Annotated in this window: 13 protein-coding genes and 1 tRNA gene; 8 read left to right on the forward strand and 6 right to left on the reverse strand. The window is 60.4% G+C overall.

Annotation, left to right across the window (positions count from 1 at the left end; all coding sequences use genetic code 11):
* Nucleotides 1-9: 9 nt before the first annotated feature.
* Entirely contained in the window at nt 10-357 is a 348-nt protein-coding gene (locus ACXAHG_RS09240) for a DUF1330 domain-containing protein (protein ID WP_475041711.1), read from the forward strand.
* Nucleotides 358-375: 18 nt separating this feature from the next.
* Nucleotides 376-843 carry a DUF4437 domain-containing protein gene (locus tag ACXAHG_RS09245; protein WP_475041710.1) on the forward strand — a complete coding sequence of 156 codons (468 nt, stop codon included), beginning with the start codon at nt 376-378 and terminating at the stop codon, nt 841-843.
* 404 nt (nt 844-1,247) lie between these two features.
* On the opposite strand, the gene ACXAHG_RS09250 is transcribed toward ACXAHG_RS09245, so the two are convergent.
* Nucleotides 1,248-2,402, reverse strand: a complete 1,155-nt coding sequence (locus ACXAHG_RS09250) for an acyltransferase family protein (RefSeq protein WP_475041704.1) — start codon at nt 2,400-2,402, stop codon at nt 1,248-1,250.
* Nucleotides 2,403-2,829: 427 nt separating this feature from the next.
* Between ACXAHG_RS09250 and ACXAHG_RS09255 the strand changes: the two genes are divergently transcribed.
* Complete coding sequence (locus ACXAHG_RS09255) at nt 2,830-3,462, forward strand: tyrosine-type recombinase/integrase (RefSeq protein ID WP_475041702.1); 633 nt, start codon at nt 2,830-2,832, stop codon at nt 3,460-3,462.
* 238 nt (nt 3,463-3,700) lie between these two features.
* On the opposite strand, the gene leuB is transcribed toward ACXAHG_RS09255, so the two are convergent.
* Together leuB and ACXAHG_RS09265 are read right to left on the reverse strand one after the other, a co-directional pair.
* Nucleotides 3,701-4,810, reverse strand: a complete 1,110-nt coding sequence (gene leuB, locus ACXAHG_RS09260) for a 3-isopropylmalate dehydrogenase (protein WP_475041700.1) — start codon at nt 4,808-4,810, stop codon at nt 3,701-3,703.
* Entirely contained in the window at nt 4,807-6,000 is a 1,194-nt protein-coding gene (locus tag ACXAHG_RS09265; protein WP_475041699.1) for a TauD/TfdA family dioxygenase, read from the reverse strand. The genes leuB and ACXAHG_RS09265 overlap by 4 nt, the downstream gene beginning before the upstream one ends.
* Nucleotides 6,001-6,109: 109 nt before the next feature.
* On the opposite strand from ACXAHG_RS09265, the gene ACXAHG_RS09270 reads away from it, so the two are divergent.
* The gene (locus tag ACXAHG_RS09270; protein ID WP_475041698.1) at nt 6,110-7,009 is read left to right on the forward strand and encodes a LysR family transcriptional regulator; all 900 of its coding nucleotides are present in this window, start codon (nt 6,110-6,112) and stop codon (nt 7,007-7,009) included.
* A 406-nt stretch (nt 7,010-7,415) separates the two neighbouring features.
* Here the strand turns inward: ACXAHG_RS09270 and ACXAHG_RS09275 are convergent, their stop codons facing one another.
* Both ACXAHG_RS09275 and ACXAHG_RS09280 read right to left on the reverse strand, forming a co-directional pair.
* A complete protein-coding gene (locus tag ACXAHG_RS09275) occupies nt 7,416-9,137 on the reverse strand; it encodes a plasmid recombination protein (RefSeq protein ID WP_475056946.1) in 1,722 nt (573 codons plus the stop codon).
* A gap of 328 nt (nt 9,138-9,465) precedes the next feature.
* A complete protein-coding gene (locus ACXAHG_RS09280) occupies nt 9,466-9,639 on the reverse strand; it encodes a hypothetical protein (protein ID WP_475056947.1) in 174 nt (57 codons plus the stop codon).
* Nucleotides 9,640-9,769: 130 nt separating this feature from the next.
* On the opposite strand from ACXAHG_RS09280, the gene ACXAHG_RS09285 reads away from it, so the two are divergent.
* From ACXAHG_RS09285 to ACXAHG_RS09300, 4 genes are all read left to right on the forward strand, one after another.
* Nucleotides 9,770-10,261 (forward strand): hypothetical protein, encoded by a 492-nt coding sequence (locus ACXAHG_RS09285; RefSeq protein ID WP_475056949.1) that lies wholly within the window; start codon nt 9,770-9,772, stop codon nt 10,259-10,261.
* A 141-nt stretch (nt 10,262-10,402) separates the two neighbouring features.
* Nucleotides 10,403-11,308, forward strand: a complete 906-nt coding sequence (locus tag ACXAHG_RS09290; RefSeq protein ID WP_475056950.1) for a GIY-YIG nuclease family protein — start codon at nt 10,403-10,405, stop codon at nt 11,306-11,308.
* Between the two features lie 89 nt (nt 11,309-11,397).
* Nucleotides 11,398-13,629 carry an AAA family ATPase gene (locus ACXAHG_RS09295; protein WP_475056951.1) on the forward strand — a complete coding sequence of 744 codons (2,232 nt, stop codon included), beginning with the start codon at nt 11,398-11,400 and terminating at the stop codon, nt 13,627-13,629.
* 561 nt (nt 13,630-14,190) lie between these two features.
* A complete protein-coding gene (locus ACXAHG_RS09300) occupies nt 14,191-15,891 on the forward strand; it encodes a recombinase family protein (RefSeq protein WP_475056952.1) in 1,701 nt (566 codons plus the stop codon).
* Here ACXAHG_RS09300 and ACXAHG_RS09305 read toward each other — a convergent pair.
* Nucleotides 15,848-15,924, reverse strand: a tRNA-Met gene (locus ACXAHG_RS09305). The genes ACXAHG_RS09300 and ACXAHG_RS09305 overlap by 44 nt on opposite strands.
* Nucleotides 15,925-15,938 lie beyond the last annotated feature (14 nt).

Below are 15,938 nucleotides of genomic sequence, written 5' to 3' on the forward strand. Positions count from 1 at the left end.
GAACCCAACATGTCCGTCATGTCAGTTGGAAAGGAAGCCTATCTTCTGTTCAGCTTCACAGAGGAAGGAGATATGAAGAATTTTGGCGAATATGCAAAAGCCTCTAACGACGTTCTCGAGCAGTTCGGAGGCGAGCTCCTTGTTATAGGCGCGCGGGAGGCCTCCATTTCCAAGTTCGAGGGCAAATGGCCGGAAGGCGCAGGTCTTACCCTGATACGGTTCCCCTCCCGCGAAAACCTTGAGAACTTCTGGAACAGTGATGAATACCAAGCCATCATTGACCTTCGGACAGCGATTTTGCCGGCCAATTTCACCATTGGGTTCTCGCACGGTTGGCGGGGCGAAGCCGCCTCATAACCCTTACGGCACACCTCGATGAAAGACAGAATCATGTTCAGTTCAATCGCTAAATCCGCTGCAATGGCAAGTCTTATCGCTTGCGCAGCCGTGCTGCCCGTCCAGGCTGAAATGGCAAAAAGCTCATACAGAATTGCGCTGGATGAGGCAGAATTCTTCCAGCCTGAGGGCGCACCATTCGAGCTGGCTGTCCTTTGGGGCAATCCCCAGGAAGGACCGTCGGCGGTCCTGATGAAATTCCCGCCGAACTTTCCCGGAGCGATGCACTCACACACCCATGGATACCACGGTATGGTCGTAAGCGGTGCGTCAAAGCACTATGTCAAAGGGGAGAGCGAAGCCGAGGTGCCGCTGCAAACCCCTGGAGACTACTGGTATCAGCCGGGCGGCGAGCCACACAATGACTCCTTTCCCACCGATGAACCTACGGTTCTGTTCATTCAATGGGACGGCCCAATGGACGTTCACTTCCACCCGGAAGATTAGATCTCAGGTCAAAATGGAGGGGCATGTGTCCCTCCAGACGCATTTCTCCGGAATCGGCCCAAAGCAGCCCTTGATCGGGGGTCCCGTAGCTCCAGCGCAGCTTCCCCAGAGCGGCCATTCGCAATCAGGTGCAGCATTTCAAACCAACCAATGCCTCCGTGGCGGGACGGAGCCGCCTTTCGCCGCATATTCAGCTTGGACAGCCCCACACGTTTGCTTTGGGCAAGAACCGGACTTTGCTGAATCCGGTAAAGCACACCTTGTTGCCACCGTGAGGCTGGAGAGGGCTGCAGTGCAGCTTCCGCTTTTCCGCCGCTCGTGTTTCCTGCGGCATTTTTCGAAGGCCGAAGAACCGCACCACAGTATGGAGCTGCCGTTATTGGTCCTTGTCCCGTCATCCCGCATCATGCCGGAGGCGGCGCCCGGCCAGGTCTTCTGCCGCCGACTAGGAAAGAAACTGGCCCGCATTGGTCTGCTAGCGTCCAAAGAAACCAGGTCCCGAAATAGACAAAGGCAACGAGGAGCATGAATTCAAACCACCAGGGCGCCGAAAACTGAGCCGCAACCGCCAGTCCAACCAAGGTCAGCGGAAAGTGCAGCACATAAAAGGGAAACACTGCGCGGTTTAACTCGCGCAGCAGCGGACTTGATCTGCTGAGATACCGTGCAGCCAGGCCCAGGGCTGCTACACACCAGCACCAGGCTGTTGCCGCCTCGATTACCGAAAAGGCAGTCGTGTTCGGTGGGGTTAAGCCCGCAGAGAGCCAGCCCCCAGCCGCAAGCGTCTGGCCCGCTGCGGGATCCTCTAGCAGCGTGATTGCGAGCAGCGCGGCCTTGCTTCCGAAAAGCAAGACCGCGCAAGCCAGAAGCCACCAGGCATGCCCGCACGCCCAGTCCAGAAAACGGACATGATCGGCGCCGATCAGATAGCCGCCCAGGAAGAACAGGAGGTAGAGGACAAACTGATAATTGTCTCCTGCCAGGGCGGCTGCATAGGGCTTAAGGACAGCAACGGCCGCCGCCGACAGAAGGACCAGGATCGTCAGCAATGCAACTGGCCGCGGCACCCGCGGCCCAAGGCGCCGCCGAACGAGGAAGACTGGCCAGCACAGCACCGTGTAGAGTGTGAGGTTGATCAGGAACCAAAGGTGCTGAACCTGCTGCAGCTCCGGTTCCGTCGCCCAGCTCCACCAGAAGGAAGGAAAAGCCTCAGTCTCTCCCGTCAAGGCCGCGATGGCATAGCCGCCGAAGACATTGATGAAGAAGGTGCCGAAAAGGAGAGGCGCCCCGAGCCGCAGGAATCTCCGGCTCATGAAGCCTGGCCCTACGCCCCTCAAGGTCAGAAACCAGGTGCCGACACCGGCAATCATGAAGAGCGACGGAAGACGCCAGCTGTGGCTCCAATAGATAAACAGGGTCAACCCGTCGCCCGCCAGCCGGTCGTTCACGAAGTGGTAGATGCCTATCCCCCAGTCAACAAAGCCAACGGCGGCATGGTGCGGAACCAGCAATGCAAAGAGAATAATCCGGAGCCAGTCGAGTTCGTGCCTTCTCGTCATTCGATACCTCCTGCCGGATCTTCGGACCTCCGGTCGGCACAATCGGCGCGATCAGACCGCGCTGTCCGGTAAATCCGCCACCATGCTTAACGTCTGCCCTTGAGCTGACGCGGTCAATGGGTTTGGGGAGCGGCCAGCCAGCGGTCACATTTGCAGAGGATGACACGCCCGTTTCAGGATGCGAAGCGCCCGTCTGTTCTCTACGCAGCGGGCGATCAGACCGAGCCCCACAGTACCGAATGCTGCGTGCGACACAGATGTCCGCTTCGCTGAACCGGTTTAATCAAACATGCGAGGGTGTGCCCGGCAGCCAACGGCAGCAATGGGCTCTTTGTAACCATGAAAGGATCGGCCTTTATCGTGTTACCCTGAGCTGCCAATGTCGGATTGGCGATGCGGCGGATCGTGGCGGATTGGAGGAACCGCCATGACTATCGCAAATCTACCAGCCATACGCGCCTGCCGCCCTGCTTGGAACAAGGGACGGGTTGTTGGACAGAAACGTCCGCTGATGCCGAAACATGTTTGGGCCATCCGGGTACGATTGGAAATCGCGGAGAACCATCGCGAGCTAGCTCTCTTCAATCTAGCTATAGACAGCAAATTACGCGGTTGCGACCTCGTGAAGCTGAAAGTCGCAGATGTGTTCGCCTCTGGTCAGGTCAAAGAACGCGCCTCAATCATTCAGAGCAAAACCCGGCGGCCGGTCAGGTTTGAGATCACTGACGGAACGCGCAACTCGATTATGCGATGGATGAAGGAACCCCTTATGATCGGGTCCGAATACCTCTGGCCAGGGCGGTTTCACGAACGGCTGCATATTTCGACGCGCCAGTACGCACGTCTGGTCCGCGAATGGGTCAAGTCCATCGGTCTGGATCCGACTTCATACGGAACACATTCAATGAGGCGAACCAAAGTTGCGTATATCTATCGCAAAACCGGCAATCTGCGTGCTGTCCAGCTTCTGCTTGGACACACCAAGATGGACAGCACAGTTAGGTATCTCGGAGTTGAGCTCGAAGATGCCTTGGCAATCTCTGAAGCCATTGAAATCTAGTTGCAAAGGGCCGCCGACAGTGCGGCCCTTGCCAGACATTCACAGCTTTCTTTCAGCCACCCGGAAGCGGTCGTTGGTGCTGGGTGCGGCATTGCTCCCCTTCACTGGGTGGAAGAAAGCGAGCCCTCCTAAGACAGCATGGTCATAAAACTAAACTTCACCGAGGATAACTCACAGATTGGACGGGATCAGCCTGTCCCAGGGCCGGTGAAGACGTCCAATTGGGTCTTCCCTATCATTATGTGTTCAACCCTAGACTATTCAATACAGATTGCGTGACAGCGGCGGTATCAGCAGCCCCACCCAGGTCCGGAGGCAGCAAACCTGCAGTCAATGCGTCATCCACGGCCTGTTCAATGGCTCGTGCGGCATGAGGCTTTCCAAAGCCATGCTCGAACATCATTGAAACTGACAGGATTGCGCCCAGCGGGTTGGCGATGCCCTGTCCTGAGATATCCGGTGCGCTGCCATGGGTCGGCTCGTAGAGCCCGCCCTTCACGGGGCGCCCAGACTTTGCGGCCGCGGGCAGGGTTGCCGAAGGAAGCATGCCCAGGGACCCCGAGACCACAGCGATCAGGTCCGAGATGAGATCCCCAAAGAGATTGTCACCCAGCAGCACATCAAATTCCCGCGGGGCGCGTGCCACTGCAAACAGTGCGTAATCCATCAGCAGGTGGCTGAGTTCGATATCGGGGTATTCGTCGCGCCCGATCCGCTCGACCGTTTCCCGCCAGAGTTTGCCGCTCTCCATCACGTTCGACTTGTCCAGCGAGGTGACGTGCCCGCGCCGCCCGCGTGCCGCCTCAAAAGCGCAGCGGGCGATGCGCTCAATCTCTGCCGAGCGGTATTCGCTGATTTCAAAGGCCCGGATCTGACCATCGTTCAGCACCTCGCGCCCCCGGGGTTCGCCGTAGTAAATGCCACCCGAGTTTTCCCTCACCACCAGCAGGTCAGCCCCTTCCACGACCTCGCGCCGGTAGGGTGTCGCTGGCAGGAGCGCCCGCCATGCACGCGCCGGACGCAGGGCGTTGTAAACATCCAGCTCGATCCGAAGCCGGGTAAGCCCGTCGGTTTCCGTGACCGGCCCGTCGATCTTGATGTTGTCCCATTCCGGCCCGCCCACGGCACCAACCAGAATGGCATCCGCCGCGCGGGCCTTGGCGGCCACCGCATCGGTGCAGAAGGTGCCATGCATGTCCCAGGACGCGCCGCCGAGAAGGTCCTCCTCGATCTCAACCGCCACACCAAAGAGATCCGCAGCCCGGCGCAGCACTTTTAGCGCGCTGGCCGTCACCTCCGGCCCGATATGGTCGCCGCCGAGCGCCAGAACTTTGAACGGAGCGCTCATCCGGCCATTCCCTGCGGCAGCACCAGATGCATGGCGTCCGGGTCCAGGTCGCGCTGCAGCAGGCGCATGCTGGAGTGGAAATCGTCCAAGTCGACCGAAGACGTGAGAACGGCACGGGGAGGCGTTTCGGGTGTGAACCCCGTCCGCCCGTGCAGCAACCGCTGATTGTCGAACAGCAGCCCTTCGCCTGCCTTCAGATCCAGTGTCAGGCGAAGTTCGTCACTGTACAGCAAGTCAAACAGCCGTTTCAGCGCGCGGTAGACCGGAACAACCTGATCGGCAGGCACATCCAATGGCGAGATCTGCCTCTCGTTCATCCGCACCCCGCAGACCTCGCCCCGGCCGTCCAGCCGGATGAGCGGCAGGCGGGACTTGTACCAGCGCATATTGCCATGGCTGTTGTCGCCAGGGTCAAAGCGCTGGCAGGTCACAGGCGTGTTGCACAGCAGCTCGAACTCCTCAGGCCATTGCGCCTTCAGGCGGCGAACGGCTTCGAACCCGTCCACCAGCGTCGAGGCCCCGCCGTTCGAGCTGGGCCGCAGAACCTGGAACACGGTGATGCCTATGGCGGCATAGCGGTAGGGTTCATCCACATGCGGATCCAGCGGGCCGGTGGTGTCTCCCACATTGGTCACAGTTGTCTTCTTTTTCAGCGTGTAAGTACCGTAGTGCGTCTGCCGCTGCGCGCCCGCCAATTGGATCATCCGCTGGCTTTCTGACCGGTCGGTTGGCGCATCCACGATCTTGCAGAAGCCGTAATCCCGCACTGTTTCGAGGATTTTCAAACGCGCCGCAGGGTCAGCCTCAGCTTCAGCCAGAGACCCAACCGGAATATCCGCGCTGATGGATCCGTCCCAAAGGATCGGCTGCACACGCCTGCGGACACGCTCAGCCTCAGAGTAACAGTGATTGCGCAGCCAGCGCGCCGCGTATTCCGACCGGTGCCCGTCCGGCCAGAGGACCTGAACGCTATTGTCCGCCACTTCCGCGCTCTCGATCGGGATGTCTTCATCTATATGGTGCAGGCGGATGCCGCGCACGCCGGTCTCAGGCGTTCCGCAGACGGGGCACCAGCATTGATGACGCAGCCAGATGGGATGAAACCGGCTTTCGTGGCCGTCCTCAAAGACAACGGTCAGAAGACCGGTCTCTGCAGAAGCTGAGCTGATACGGTGGCGTGCTGATAGCATGAACTGTTCCTCGCGGGTTTCCTGTCCGCAACTAGGCCGCCAGCGAATACATTTGACAAATTCCAATTCAACACATGATGGTTGAGCTAAGCTCAAATATGGAGCGCACATGCTGCCCGACCCCAAAGACCCCTCCTATCTGGGTGCCCTCGTCTATTTTCACCATGCTGCGGAAAGCCTGAGCTTTTCCCGGGCGGCCCAGGCACTGAACGTGACGCCGTCGGCCGTCAGCCACCGCATTGCCGCGCTGGAAAACACACTCGGGAAACGGCTGTTCGAGCGCCGCGTGCGGGAAGTCCGGCTCACCCAGGATGGTGCCGAACTGGCACGGGCCACAGCAGTGATCTGGAACGAGCTCAAAGAGATCACGGGGAAATTGACAGCCCAGGAGGTGCTGCGGGTCTCGGTCGGGCCCTATCTGTCCTCGCAATGGCTCATGCCCCGGATCGGCGCGTTCGAAGCACAGCATCCCGGTCTGCGGGTAGATTTGATCCATATGATCGGACAGCCGGATTTCGGCCTGGCCGATGTCTCGATCATCTGGGCCGAACTGGATAGGCCCGCAGCGGGAGCGACACTGCTGTTTGATACTAACGCCATCCCGGTTGCCGCGCCTGGAGTTCCGACAAGCGGAAACTTCTGGGAGGAAGTACTGCCGCCCATCCACTACCGCGACCGCTCAACCTGGCGTCATTGGCTTTCGACAATCGGCGCCCCCGCAGATTTTGCAGAACGCGGCGAAATCCTAGAAGAGCCGCATATGGTTCTGGAAGCTGCTGCCTATAGGAGGGGCATTGCGATCGGTTTTCTGCCCTTTATCGGCAAGTTCCTGGAACAAGGGCGGCTTGTTCAAGTGGGAACGCATTCTGTCCGCTCCAACCGGGGCTACCGGATGGAGGTAAACTCGGACGGTCGCCCTGTGGCCACACTGTTTGCCGATTGGGTAAATCACCGGGCAAAAGAGGATGTGAATTATACAGCGACGGGAAAGCAATCCGGGTCAACTTGAAGGGTAGACACCGCAATCTCAAAACGATGGGTCAGATAAAGAACTTGGTCGCGTCAGATTGCGCTGCAGGGGCAAGCTGAGGGCATCGTTTGGTTGCTTGGAGCCAAGGGGTCACTGTTCATATTCACCCGCTGAGAATGCTGGTAAACCGGCCTCATCGACAATCCAATCCCGGAAGGCTTTCAGCTGCTCCTGCTCTATCGCATCCGGCGGGCAAACGGGCTGAAGCCGGTTTTCTGCCCTTCGTGCCAGTTGCTTCGACACGCTCCGAGATCCGAGATGGCTTCGTTGCCGCCTTGCGGCTGTGCAGAAATCAGCTGGCCCAAATGAACGTTGGAATGTCAGCTTCAACAGATGACCCCACAAGATCTAGCTCTTGCAGAGAAGGTCCGCATTCCGCCCCTTGCTACAGTGGCCCGTTTCCTGGCTCCCTATGCGAGATCCTCGTCAGCCGCGCTTCATCTTCCGGCTCCCATTTCTCGCGCAGGCCGCGAACATAATCCGCGTCATGCTTCAGCTTTTGCCGCTCCTTGGCGAGGACGCGTTTCACGGTCCGGGCCACCAGTTGAGCAATGCGCGTGACCATTCCCATTGCTGGACGGATTTCTTTCAGCTTTCCCTCCCTCACGCCCTTGGTCTTCGGAGCTGTCGCGCCCCAAGCCAGGCCTGCCTGCTGATCTGCAGACGCCTCCCGCCAGTAGATCGCCCCATCAGCAACCAGATTCAATCCGCTTTCAATCGCATCCGTGATGACCTCCGCCTCCGCTGCTTTCAGCCGGACCTTTTCTTCTGCCTCCTGCAGCCTCGTCTCCTCAGCCAGCCGGGCAGCCCGGGCCTCAGCAACTGCTTTCTCTTCCTGGCCGCGGTGCTGAACCATCTGCAGCAGCTGAGCGGCCAGATCAGATTTCTCCGCCTTCGCGGCGTTCAGCACCTGCTCGGCCTGTTGCCTTTCTTGGATAATCCGCGCGCGTTTTTCCTCTTCGGCCTTCCGCGCTGCCGTTTCGTCCCGGTACTTTTCTGCAGCTTCTTCCGCCCTTGCCTCATACCCCTTAACCCTCGGCTCCAATGCCCCGACCTCAGCCACAATTTTCTTTTTCAGAGCATTCGCGGCGTCAGCCGCTTTTTCCTTCTGCACAGCCTCTGCCTCCGTCGCATCGCGGCGGCGGATCATCTTTGCAGTTTCCCGCGCGGCCCGCTGTTTGCGGGCCCGCGCCTCTTTCACCGCGCGCTTGCGCGACTTTTTGACCGTGGCCTTGGCCAGGTCCCGGCCGTTTTCAACGGCCGCCTTTGCCTCATCCAGAGCATCGCCCAGGATGCGCTTCTTCTCCGCTTGCGCCTTGAGGCGCTCCTCGGCACGCCACTTTGATGGCGGCACATGCTGCCGCCGCTCGGGCAGAGGTTTTCCCTCTGCCCGCGCCTGGCGCCGGGCCTCGGCACGGCGCTCCCCCCGGGTGATCCCGATTGTCTCGAAGGCCTCTCCGGCAAGATTCTGGGCATGCTCATAGCTTTTGATGAGCGGGTTCTCAGATGCCTGCAGCAGGATCTGATGCCCGCGGTTGGCGGATGGTTTCTCGGTCCAAACGGCCACGACAAAGTGGATATGGTAAGCCTCCTCATCGACGTGGGCACTGGCATAGCGCAGCTGACCATGTGGAAAGTTTTGACCGAGGAACGACATGGCGGTTTTGCGGAAAGCAGAGACACGTTCCGGATCCCATTCAGAGAGCCCTGCCCCGCCCAGCCAATCTTTGTTGACTGTGATGATGCCTTCCCGAAGCGGACCTCTGCTGCAGGACCGCCAGGGGTCTGCAGGCCCTTCCGCCTCCAGCTTCCTGGCGTCCTTCATGCGTGACTTGGCCTTCAGCGCGCGCAAATGCTCCTCGTGATTGTGACGGCGCATCTCAGCAATTTCGCCGCGTATCTGCTGCTGCCAGCCCGGCTCGCCGGCCAGCACCTGGTTCAGCCGCGACAGCTCCTGGTCGACATGATCCAGGTCGCCGCCGCCGCGCTTGTCATGCATCTTGAACTTGCCGAGGCCCTGCGGAAACAAGCCTGCAAAGCGCAGCACAACCGGTGCCTCATCAAGAATTACGGGCTGGGCTTGGGTGAACTTGGGCTGTAGGGTCATCTTGCTGCTCGGATCTGCTTCTCTGATCCGAGTCTCCGCGAAGACGAAGAAAATCCCGATAGGCTTATTTTTGTTTTTGTGAGGCTTGTACTCACTAGGCAAGTTGCAATCCCGGGCTGGGCCCCGGAATTGCAACTTACCAGTTCGCGAGGGGGATACCCCCTTCGATCCCCTCCTCGTCAGCTTGTTTCAGGCCTTCGCCTTCAAAAGCTTCCTGCGGCCAGCAGCCTGCTGGACCCGCCCTGCCGGGGGCCGTGGATGACTTATTCTTTTTGGGGTTTTCTGGGCCTCAAGAATGGGAGCAAATACGACTTCAAGCTCAGCGTCGTTACTTCTGATCTCCGCTTTCTAAGTTGGCATCCAAGCCAATCTCGATCAAACGCCGAATAGCTTCATTTTCTGACTGCAAGCGGTTTTCGAACCTGAAGTCGGCAATACGTTTTGCCTGTTCTTCTGTCAGATTCACAAGTTTCTTTACTGGGTAGACTGTCTGCTTGGCCATAGGACACCACTAAGCGATATGCAGCATATTGACAATACCACATATAACGCATATGCTCGATATGCGGACGGTAGAGGTGTCGTTACCACCTTACCGTCCTAGTCACACTGACCTCGACTAGGAGACCAGCATGACTACCACTCCCGTTATCACGTGCCTTCGCACGGCAAAAGACCCGTGGCCCGCATCTGTCGCAGATGACGGCCCCGGCTTCATCGCCCAAACTTTCGACACGCTGATCGAGGCAATGGACGAAGCCCTTACTTTGGAGCGTGATCTGTCGCACGCGCTCTCCTGGGATCCCGCATCCACCGATATCCAAGAGGCCGCAGAAGCCAAATGGCAGGATTGCTTGTCGCTAAGCGGTGAGATCTTTACCGCATCTCCGGCCTCCGCATCGGACCAACCGCTGCAGCGCATGAGCATGCTGCTGCACTTTCTGATCGAGTCCACGGGACCGGAAGAGGCTCGCAGATTTCAGCAGCTGTACTTTGAGAACCAGGAGCTGTTCAGCGTCGAGGACGCTGTACTTCGGCCCCTGATGCAAACAGCCGCACGTCAGATGAACGCACTCGTCGAACTCTCCTTAGCGGCTGAAGCGCAGAACTTACTTCCGATCTAAACCCAACCTCCCAGCATTCTTCTGACCCGCCCCGCAGCGGACACACTCGCTGCGCCCGGCTCAGCCATGCCATTTCTGAAGTTTCAGCAAGCGCCAGTTCCAGCGCCTGCCCTGCCCCTTTTTGCCTATGCGGAGGCTCCCATGCCCCACTCCACCTGCGAACATTTCCCGCAAACAGTCCATCCCCACTGGCGCGCCGCCGCCAGCGCAAAAGGTTTCAAAATCGTCCAGCGCATCAAAGACCGGTATCATCTGCTTCTAGCCTGCCAAAGCTGCGGTCTGACACATGCCAGCAAGATCTTTGTTCTCATGAACAGCCAGCCGCAGTGCCCGCACTGCATTCAAGACCGGTGGCAGGCCGACGCTGTGGCCGCAGGTTTGAAGTGGGCAGGCCGCGACCCGGAAGACCGGCACTATGCCCACTATATCGCCCCCTGCGGCCATAACTTGCGCCGGCAATTTGAGATGGTGAAGCGGGCAGCCGAAGGCCTTTGCAGTGTACGGTGCGAGATTTGCCACGCTGACAAAGAACAGGCTGAAGCAGAAGAACGAGGGTGGCACCTGATCGGAGAAGACACAGGTGGCAACCAGAACTACCGTCTGTACCGGCATGCGTCCTGCGGCCATGTACAGCGGATCGCCCGTGCCAACATGCAGACCGGCCGGTTTCAATGCAGCAACTGCGGCGAGGGCTGGAGCAGTGCGCCAAGTTTTCTCTACGTCATGAAGCTTAAACTCGCCAAAGGTGCCAAGCTGATCAAACTCGGCTACAGCCGCGATCCCGTCTCCCGCCTTTACCACCAACTTCTGAAGACCAAGGAGACGGAGGCGCAGGTCCTGCGGACAGTTCCCATCAGCTCCGGCCACACGGCTGTGCAAATTGAGAAAGGCCTGCATGCGCGGCTGAAGGCAGAGCACCCCGACAGCGTCGCGCCGCCAGACCTCTACGCAGATGAATTGAGGGTCAAAAGTGAGGTCTATTTTCCGGATGTGTGCCAGGTGATCTTCGCGATGCTCGACGCCATCAAGGCGGAAGAAGACAGCTAAGCGCCTCCCTCCCCTTCAATTTCCGACCTGTATTCCGCCCGGCCCCGCTGGGCGCCCGATCCCTTTTGCCTGTTCACAGGAGGCTTGCTATGAACCAATCCAACCACTCCCCCGCGCGCCCCGATTGGTGGAAGTTCGCTGAAGACTGCGCCCGCCGCTATCATCTCTACTACGAAGAGCTGCAGCAGACGCGGCGCAAGACACTCAAAGAAGACGCGCCAGCCGACGGTGCCGACACCGAGGAGCCGCTTGTGTCCACGCCCCCGGAACAGCCCCATTCTTTGCTGCAGCATCTGAGCGAGCACCCGAACGCGCGCCATCTGCCGCCAGAACTCTGGGAACACCTGGAGCAGGAAGGCGCCGACCCATTTGCCTGCGATGAGACAGGTCGTTGGCTGCCGCACACAGACCTGCCGGCAGACAAGCTGCTTCTTCTGCTTCGGATCGCCGCGGCCTTCGGCTCCCCGGCTGCGGTGGACACGCAGCTTGCCCGTGGCGCCGTGCTGATCCTGCACAACATTCCTGCCTCCGGGTTTTCAAGCGTGGAAAATCTCCTCAACCACGCCCTGCTGCCGCCGGGCTGGCAGGCCTATGACGGCCGGCGCCAGGTGCAACTGAACCAGCGCGTGACCCTCGCTGTCCCCAGTGCCCGCGATGGTGCGATTGAACAGCAACACATTGATGAGCTGCACGATCTGATCATCAAGGGTCTGGCGCACAGCCAGCCTTTGTGGATCTGCCTGCCGGATGAGATGGCACTGCCGTCGCCGCTGGTGGCGGAGCACTGTCATCAGCTGGCATTGCCGCAAGTGGACGCGGATTTTCTGATCGCCCTGCTGCGCCAAACGCACAGCCGCACGGGCCGCATTGATGAAGCCGCCGCCCGCACCGCACTGCCCACGAACGGCCAGCTGCAAGAGCTCTCCACTCCCGCACTCTCTTTTGCCCTGCGTGCGCCCACAGCGAAGAAGATGGCGCAACGCCTGTCCCAGGCGCTTGCTGCCGCTGCCGCTTCACCGCCCGAAGCCCACGCGCCAAGGGAGGAGATCACCGGCATTGGCCCGGCCTATGACACCGCCCGGCAACTGGTCGCAGACCTGCGCCTGTGGGCCGAAGGCGAAGTGGCCTGGAATGAGATCCCGCACTCCTTGCTGCTTTTTGGCCTGCCGGGCACCGGCAAGAGCCACCTCGCCCGCGCTATGGGCCGGAGCGCCGGGGTCAATTGCGTCGAGACCAGCTGCGCCGAGTGGCAAAGCGCAGGGCATCTTGGCAATCTGCTGCTTGCGATGCGAAGAAGCTTCGATAAAGCCCGGAAGAATGCGCCGTGTATCCTTTTCATCGATGAGATCGATGCGATCAGCTCGCGCACCAGCGGCGACACCCACGGCAGCAGATATGGATCGCAGGTGATCGCTGGTCTCCTGGAGCAGATGGACCGCATCGGCCTGGAGGAAGGGATCATGGTGGTTGCTGCCTGCAACCACCCGCAGCACATCGACCCCGCGGTGCTGAGAGCCGGGCGGTTTGACATCAAGATCGAGATGCCGCTGCCAAGCAAGGAGATGCTGCAGCATCTCCTTGCCGAGCGGCTGCAGAACACATTCTCTGAGGATGTGCTGCAGCAGCTGGCACGGGAATGTATCGGAAAGACCGCCGCCGACGTTGACGCCGCGGTGCGCTCAGCCCGCAGTGAGGCCCGGCACAGCGGCTGCCCGCTCGATCTGCAGCTTCTGCGCCGCCATTTGCAAGTCATGGCACAGGAGGAGAACCACGACCTGCTTTACCGCATCGCCATTCATGAAGTCGGTCACGCCATCACCTCGTGGAGCTACGGCGAGACGATCACGCAGGTCCGGGTGGCTGCCGCAGGCGGAACAATCGAACGGGATGTTCCCGCGAATGCAGGTCTGACGGCAGATTTCGACCGTCAACTCTACGTCCACCTCGCGGGGCGGGCGGCGGAGCGGCTCATCTTTGGGACTGTGTCCGCTGGCGCTGGCGGCAGCGCCACCTCCGACCTCGGAAAAGCAGCTCGGATGGTCCTGGCGATGGAATTTGAACTGGGTTTAGGGGCCTTCGGCAACGGCTGGTTTGGACCGCAGGATCCGGCGCAGCTGGCAGAACCCGACCGCAAACGCCTGCGTGAGAAGCTCGACTACGCGGAGGACCACGCGCGCGCACTGCTGTACCCCCATCAGCAGTTGCTTAAGGACATGGCTGAAGACCTGGTGCAAAAACGAGAGTTCGATGCCAAAACGGTCCGGTCCTGGCTGCGTGATGTGCCGCGCAAAAATGGTCCAGAGCAGCTCCTGGACCAGTAGATGCGTTCGCCAACCAAGCCGCGCCGCCGCGAGGTTTGCACAATTCTTATGTGCAATCTCCAGCGGCGCAGGCTGCGGTTGGTCCAAAATCCGGAAAACTCCCTTCCGGAAAGGTTTTGCCCGCGCGGCAAACGCCGCCGGTCCGGCCGCAACGGCGCGCAACTCAGCTCTCCGCCCCCCGCAAACCGGCCCAAAAGGCAGGTTGTCCACATAAACCCGGCCCCGGGGCGGCATCTCCGCCTTTTCACGGGGCCCGCCGCCCTCCCGCACCCGTTATGATGAAGCCAACAGCCGCCGGGGCAGTACTCCGCCGGACCAGCATCATCAATAAATCGCCCCGGGCACCGGCCCGGGAGCGGCGGGAGACCTCGGCCGATGGCACGGGACCAGAAGAGCTATGTCAATTGCCAGGAGACAGCCTGTCTCTCCGGCACATCTCAGACAAACGGCCAGGCCAACTGCCCGGACCCGCTTCTGCACATCATACGGCTCCTCGCCCGCCAGGTTGCTCAGGAAGACATCGCGGCACAGAGGAGCCAACCGCCTTCGAAGGAATAAGCCATGAACCCAACACCCGTTCTCCGCGCTGCCATCTACGCCCGGTACTCCACAGACAAGCAGAAAGACACATCGGTCGAGGACCAGATCAGGCTGTGCCGCCGTCTGTGCAAACAGAAGGGATGGCAGGTGACGGAAGTATTCACCGATCACGCGCTCAGCGGCAAGAATGCCCTCCGTCCGGGATACCAGCGGCTGATCCAGACCGCAGAACGCGGCCTGATCGACGTTATTGCCGCCGAAAGCCAGAACCGGCTCTCGCGGGACATGGCGGATTCCGCAAGCCTGCTGAAGCGCATGAACTTCTTCGGAGTCAAGATCCACACGGCTTCGGAGAATGAACTGGATGACATGAAGGTCGGCGTCGGCGGGCTGGTGTCCACCATGTTCCTCAAGGACCTGGCCCAGAAGACACGGCGCGGGCTGGAGGGGCGCATTGCCAGGGGCAAATCTGCTGGCGGGATTGCCTACGGCTACCGGGTGAAGCGTGAGATCCTGCCCGACGGCACGGTCAGCACCGGCGACCGGGAGATCGAGCCGGACGAGGCCGCCGTCATCACCCGGATCTTCCGGGATTACGCAGACGGCCTTTCCGCGCGCTCAATCGCTGCCGCGCTGAACGCCGAAGCAGTGCCTGCTCCCCAGAGCGGCAAGGGCACCGGAGTCTGGAACCCCTCAACGGTCTCCGGGAACATCAAGCGCGGCACCGGTATCCTGAACAACGAGCTGTACATCGGGCGCCTGGTCTGGAACCGACTGACCTATGATAGCAACCCGGACACCGGCAAACGCTTGTCACGCCTCAATCCGCCGGAGGACTGGAAGATCGAAGAAGTCCCACAGCTTCGTATTCTGGATGATCAGCTCTGGCAGGCGGTGAAGACGCGCCAGGGGGAAGTGCGGCAAGCGATGAACCCGGCGGGTGTTCTGACGGAACGGCCGAAGCTGGAACGCGCGCGCCGGCCCACGTATCTGCTGTCAGGCCTCCTGCGCTGCGCCTGCTGCGGCGCCAGCTACACGCTGATCAACAAGACGCGCTACGGCTGCGCAGGTGCCCGCAACAAGGGCGCTGCGGTCTGCACCAACCGTGCCACCATCGGCCGGGCAGAAGTGGAAGAGAGGGTGCTTTCCGGGCTGAAGCAGCGCCTGCTGGCACCGGACCTGCTGGCGCAGTTCGCGGAAGAATACCGAAAGGCCTTCAACGACGCCGCCGCGGGCGCCTGCCAGGACCGGCAGAAAGCCGAACACGCCCTCAAGAAGGTGGAGAGCCGGATCGCCAACATCCTGACAGCCATTGAGGACGGCATGTACACCGCCTCGATGAAGGACAAGATGTCTGAGCTGGAGGGTGAGAAGGCCCGCCTGGCGGCGGTCATCGCGGACAATCCGGAGCCCCCTGCCCTGCGGCTGCATCCGAGCCTGTCGGCCCGGTACCGGGAGCTGATCGAGGACCTTGCTGGCGCCCTGAACGCGCCAGAGGTGCGGCGGGAGGCGACGGCGTCGCTGCGGGCTTTGATTTCGGAGGTTCGGATGGTTCCGGACGCAGACGCACCGGGCGGGCATCAGCTTGAACTTGTTGGGGAATTGGCTGGGCTGACGGCTTTGGGGAGCCCTGAATCGACAAAGCCCCCGCTGTTTGCGGAGGCTTGGTCGGAAACGATGGTTGCGGGAGCAGGATTTGAACCTGCGACCTTCAGGTTATGAGCCTGACGAGCTACCTGGCTGCTCCATCCCGCGGCATTTTGGTTGTC

Source organism: Leisingera sp. ABD4_442 (genome assembly GCF_056160905.1).

Coding starts and splice junctions, on each gene's coding strand:
- ACXAHG_RS09240 (WP_475041711.1), top strand. CDS start 10: ATGTCCGTCATGTCAGTTGGAAAGGAAGCCTATCTTCTGTTCAGCTTC.
- ACXAHG_RS09245 (WP_475041710.1), top strand. CDS start 376: ATGAAAGACAGAATCATGTTCAGTTCAATCGCTAAATCCGCTGCAATG.
- ACXAHG_RS09250 (WP_475041704.1), bottom strand. CDS start 2,402: ATGACGAGAAGGCACGAACTCGACTGGCTCCGGATTATTCTCTTTGCA.
- ACXAHG_RS09255 (WP_475041702.1), top strand. CDS start 2,830: ATGACTATCGCAAATCTACCAGCCATACGCGCCTGCCGCCCTGCTTGG.
- leuB (WP_475041700.1), bottom strand. CDS start 4,810: ATGAGCGCTCCGTTCAAAGTTCTGGCGCTCGGCGGCGACCATATCGGG.
- ACXAHG_RS09265 (WP_475041699.1), bottom strand. CDS start 6,000: ATGCTATCAGCACGCCACCGTATCAGCTCAGCTTCTGCAGAGACCGGT.
- ACXAHG_RS09270 (WP_475041698.1), top strand. CDS start 6,110: ATGCTGCCCGACCCCAAAGACCCCTCCTATCTGGGTGCCCTCGTCTAT.
- ACXAHG_RS09275 (WP_475056946.1), bottom strand. CDS start 9,137: ATGACCCTACAGCCCAAGTTCACCCAAGCCCAGCCCGTAATTCTTGAT.
- ACXAHG_RS09280 (WP_475056947.1), bottom strand. CDS start 9,639: ATGGCCAAGCAGACAGTCTACCCAGTAAAGAAACTTGTGAATCTGACA.
- ACXAHG_RS09285 (WP_475056949.1), top strand. CDS start 9,770: ATGACTACCACTCCCGTTATCACGTGCCTTCGCACGGCAAAAGACCCG.
- ACXAHG_RS09290 (WP_475056950.1), top strand. CDS start 10,403: ATGCCCCACTCCACCTGCGAACATTTCCCGCAAACAGTCCATCCCCAC.
- ACXAHG_RS09295 (WP_475056951.1), top strand. CDS start 11,398: ATGAACCAATCCAACCACTCCCCCGCGCGCCCCGATTGGTGGAAGTTC.
- ACXAHG_RS09300 (WP_475056952.1), top strand. CDS start 14,191: ATGAACCCAACACCCGTTCTCCGCGCTGCCATCTACGCCCGGTACTCC.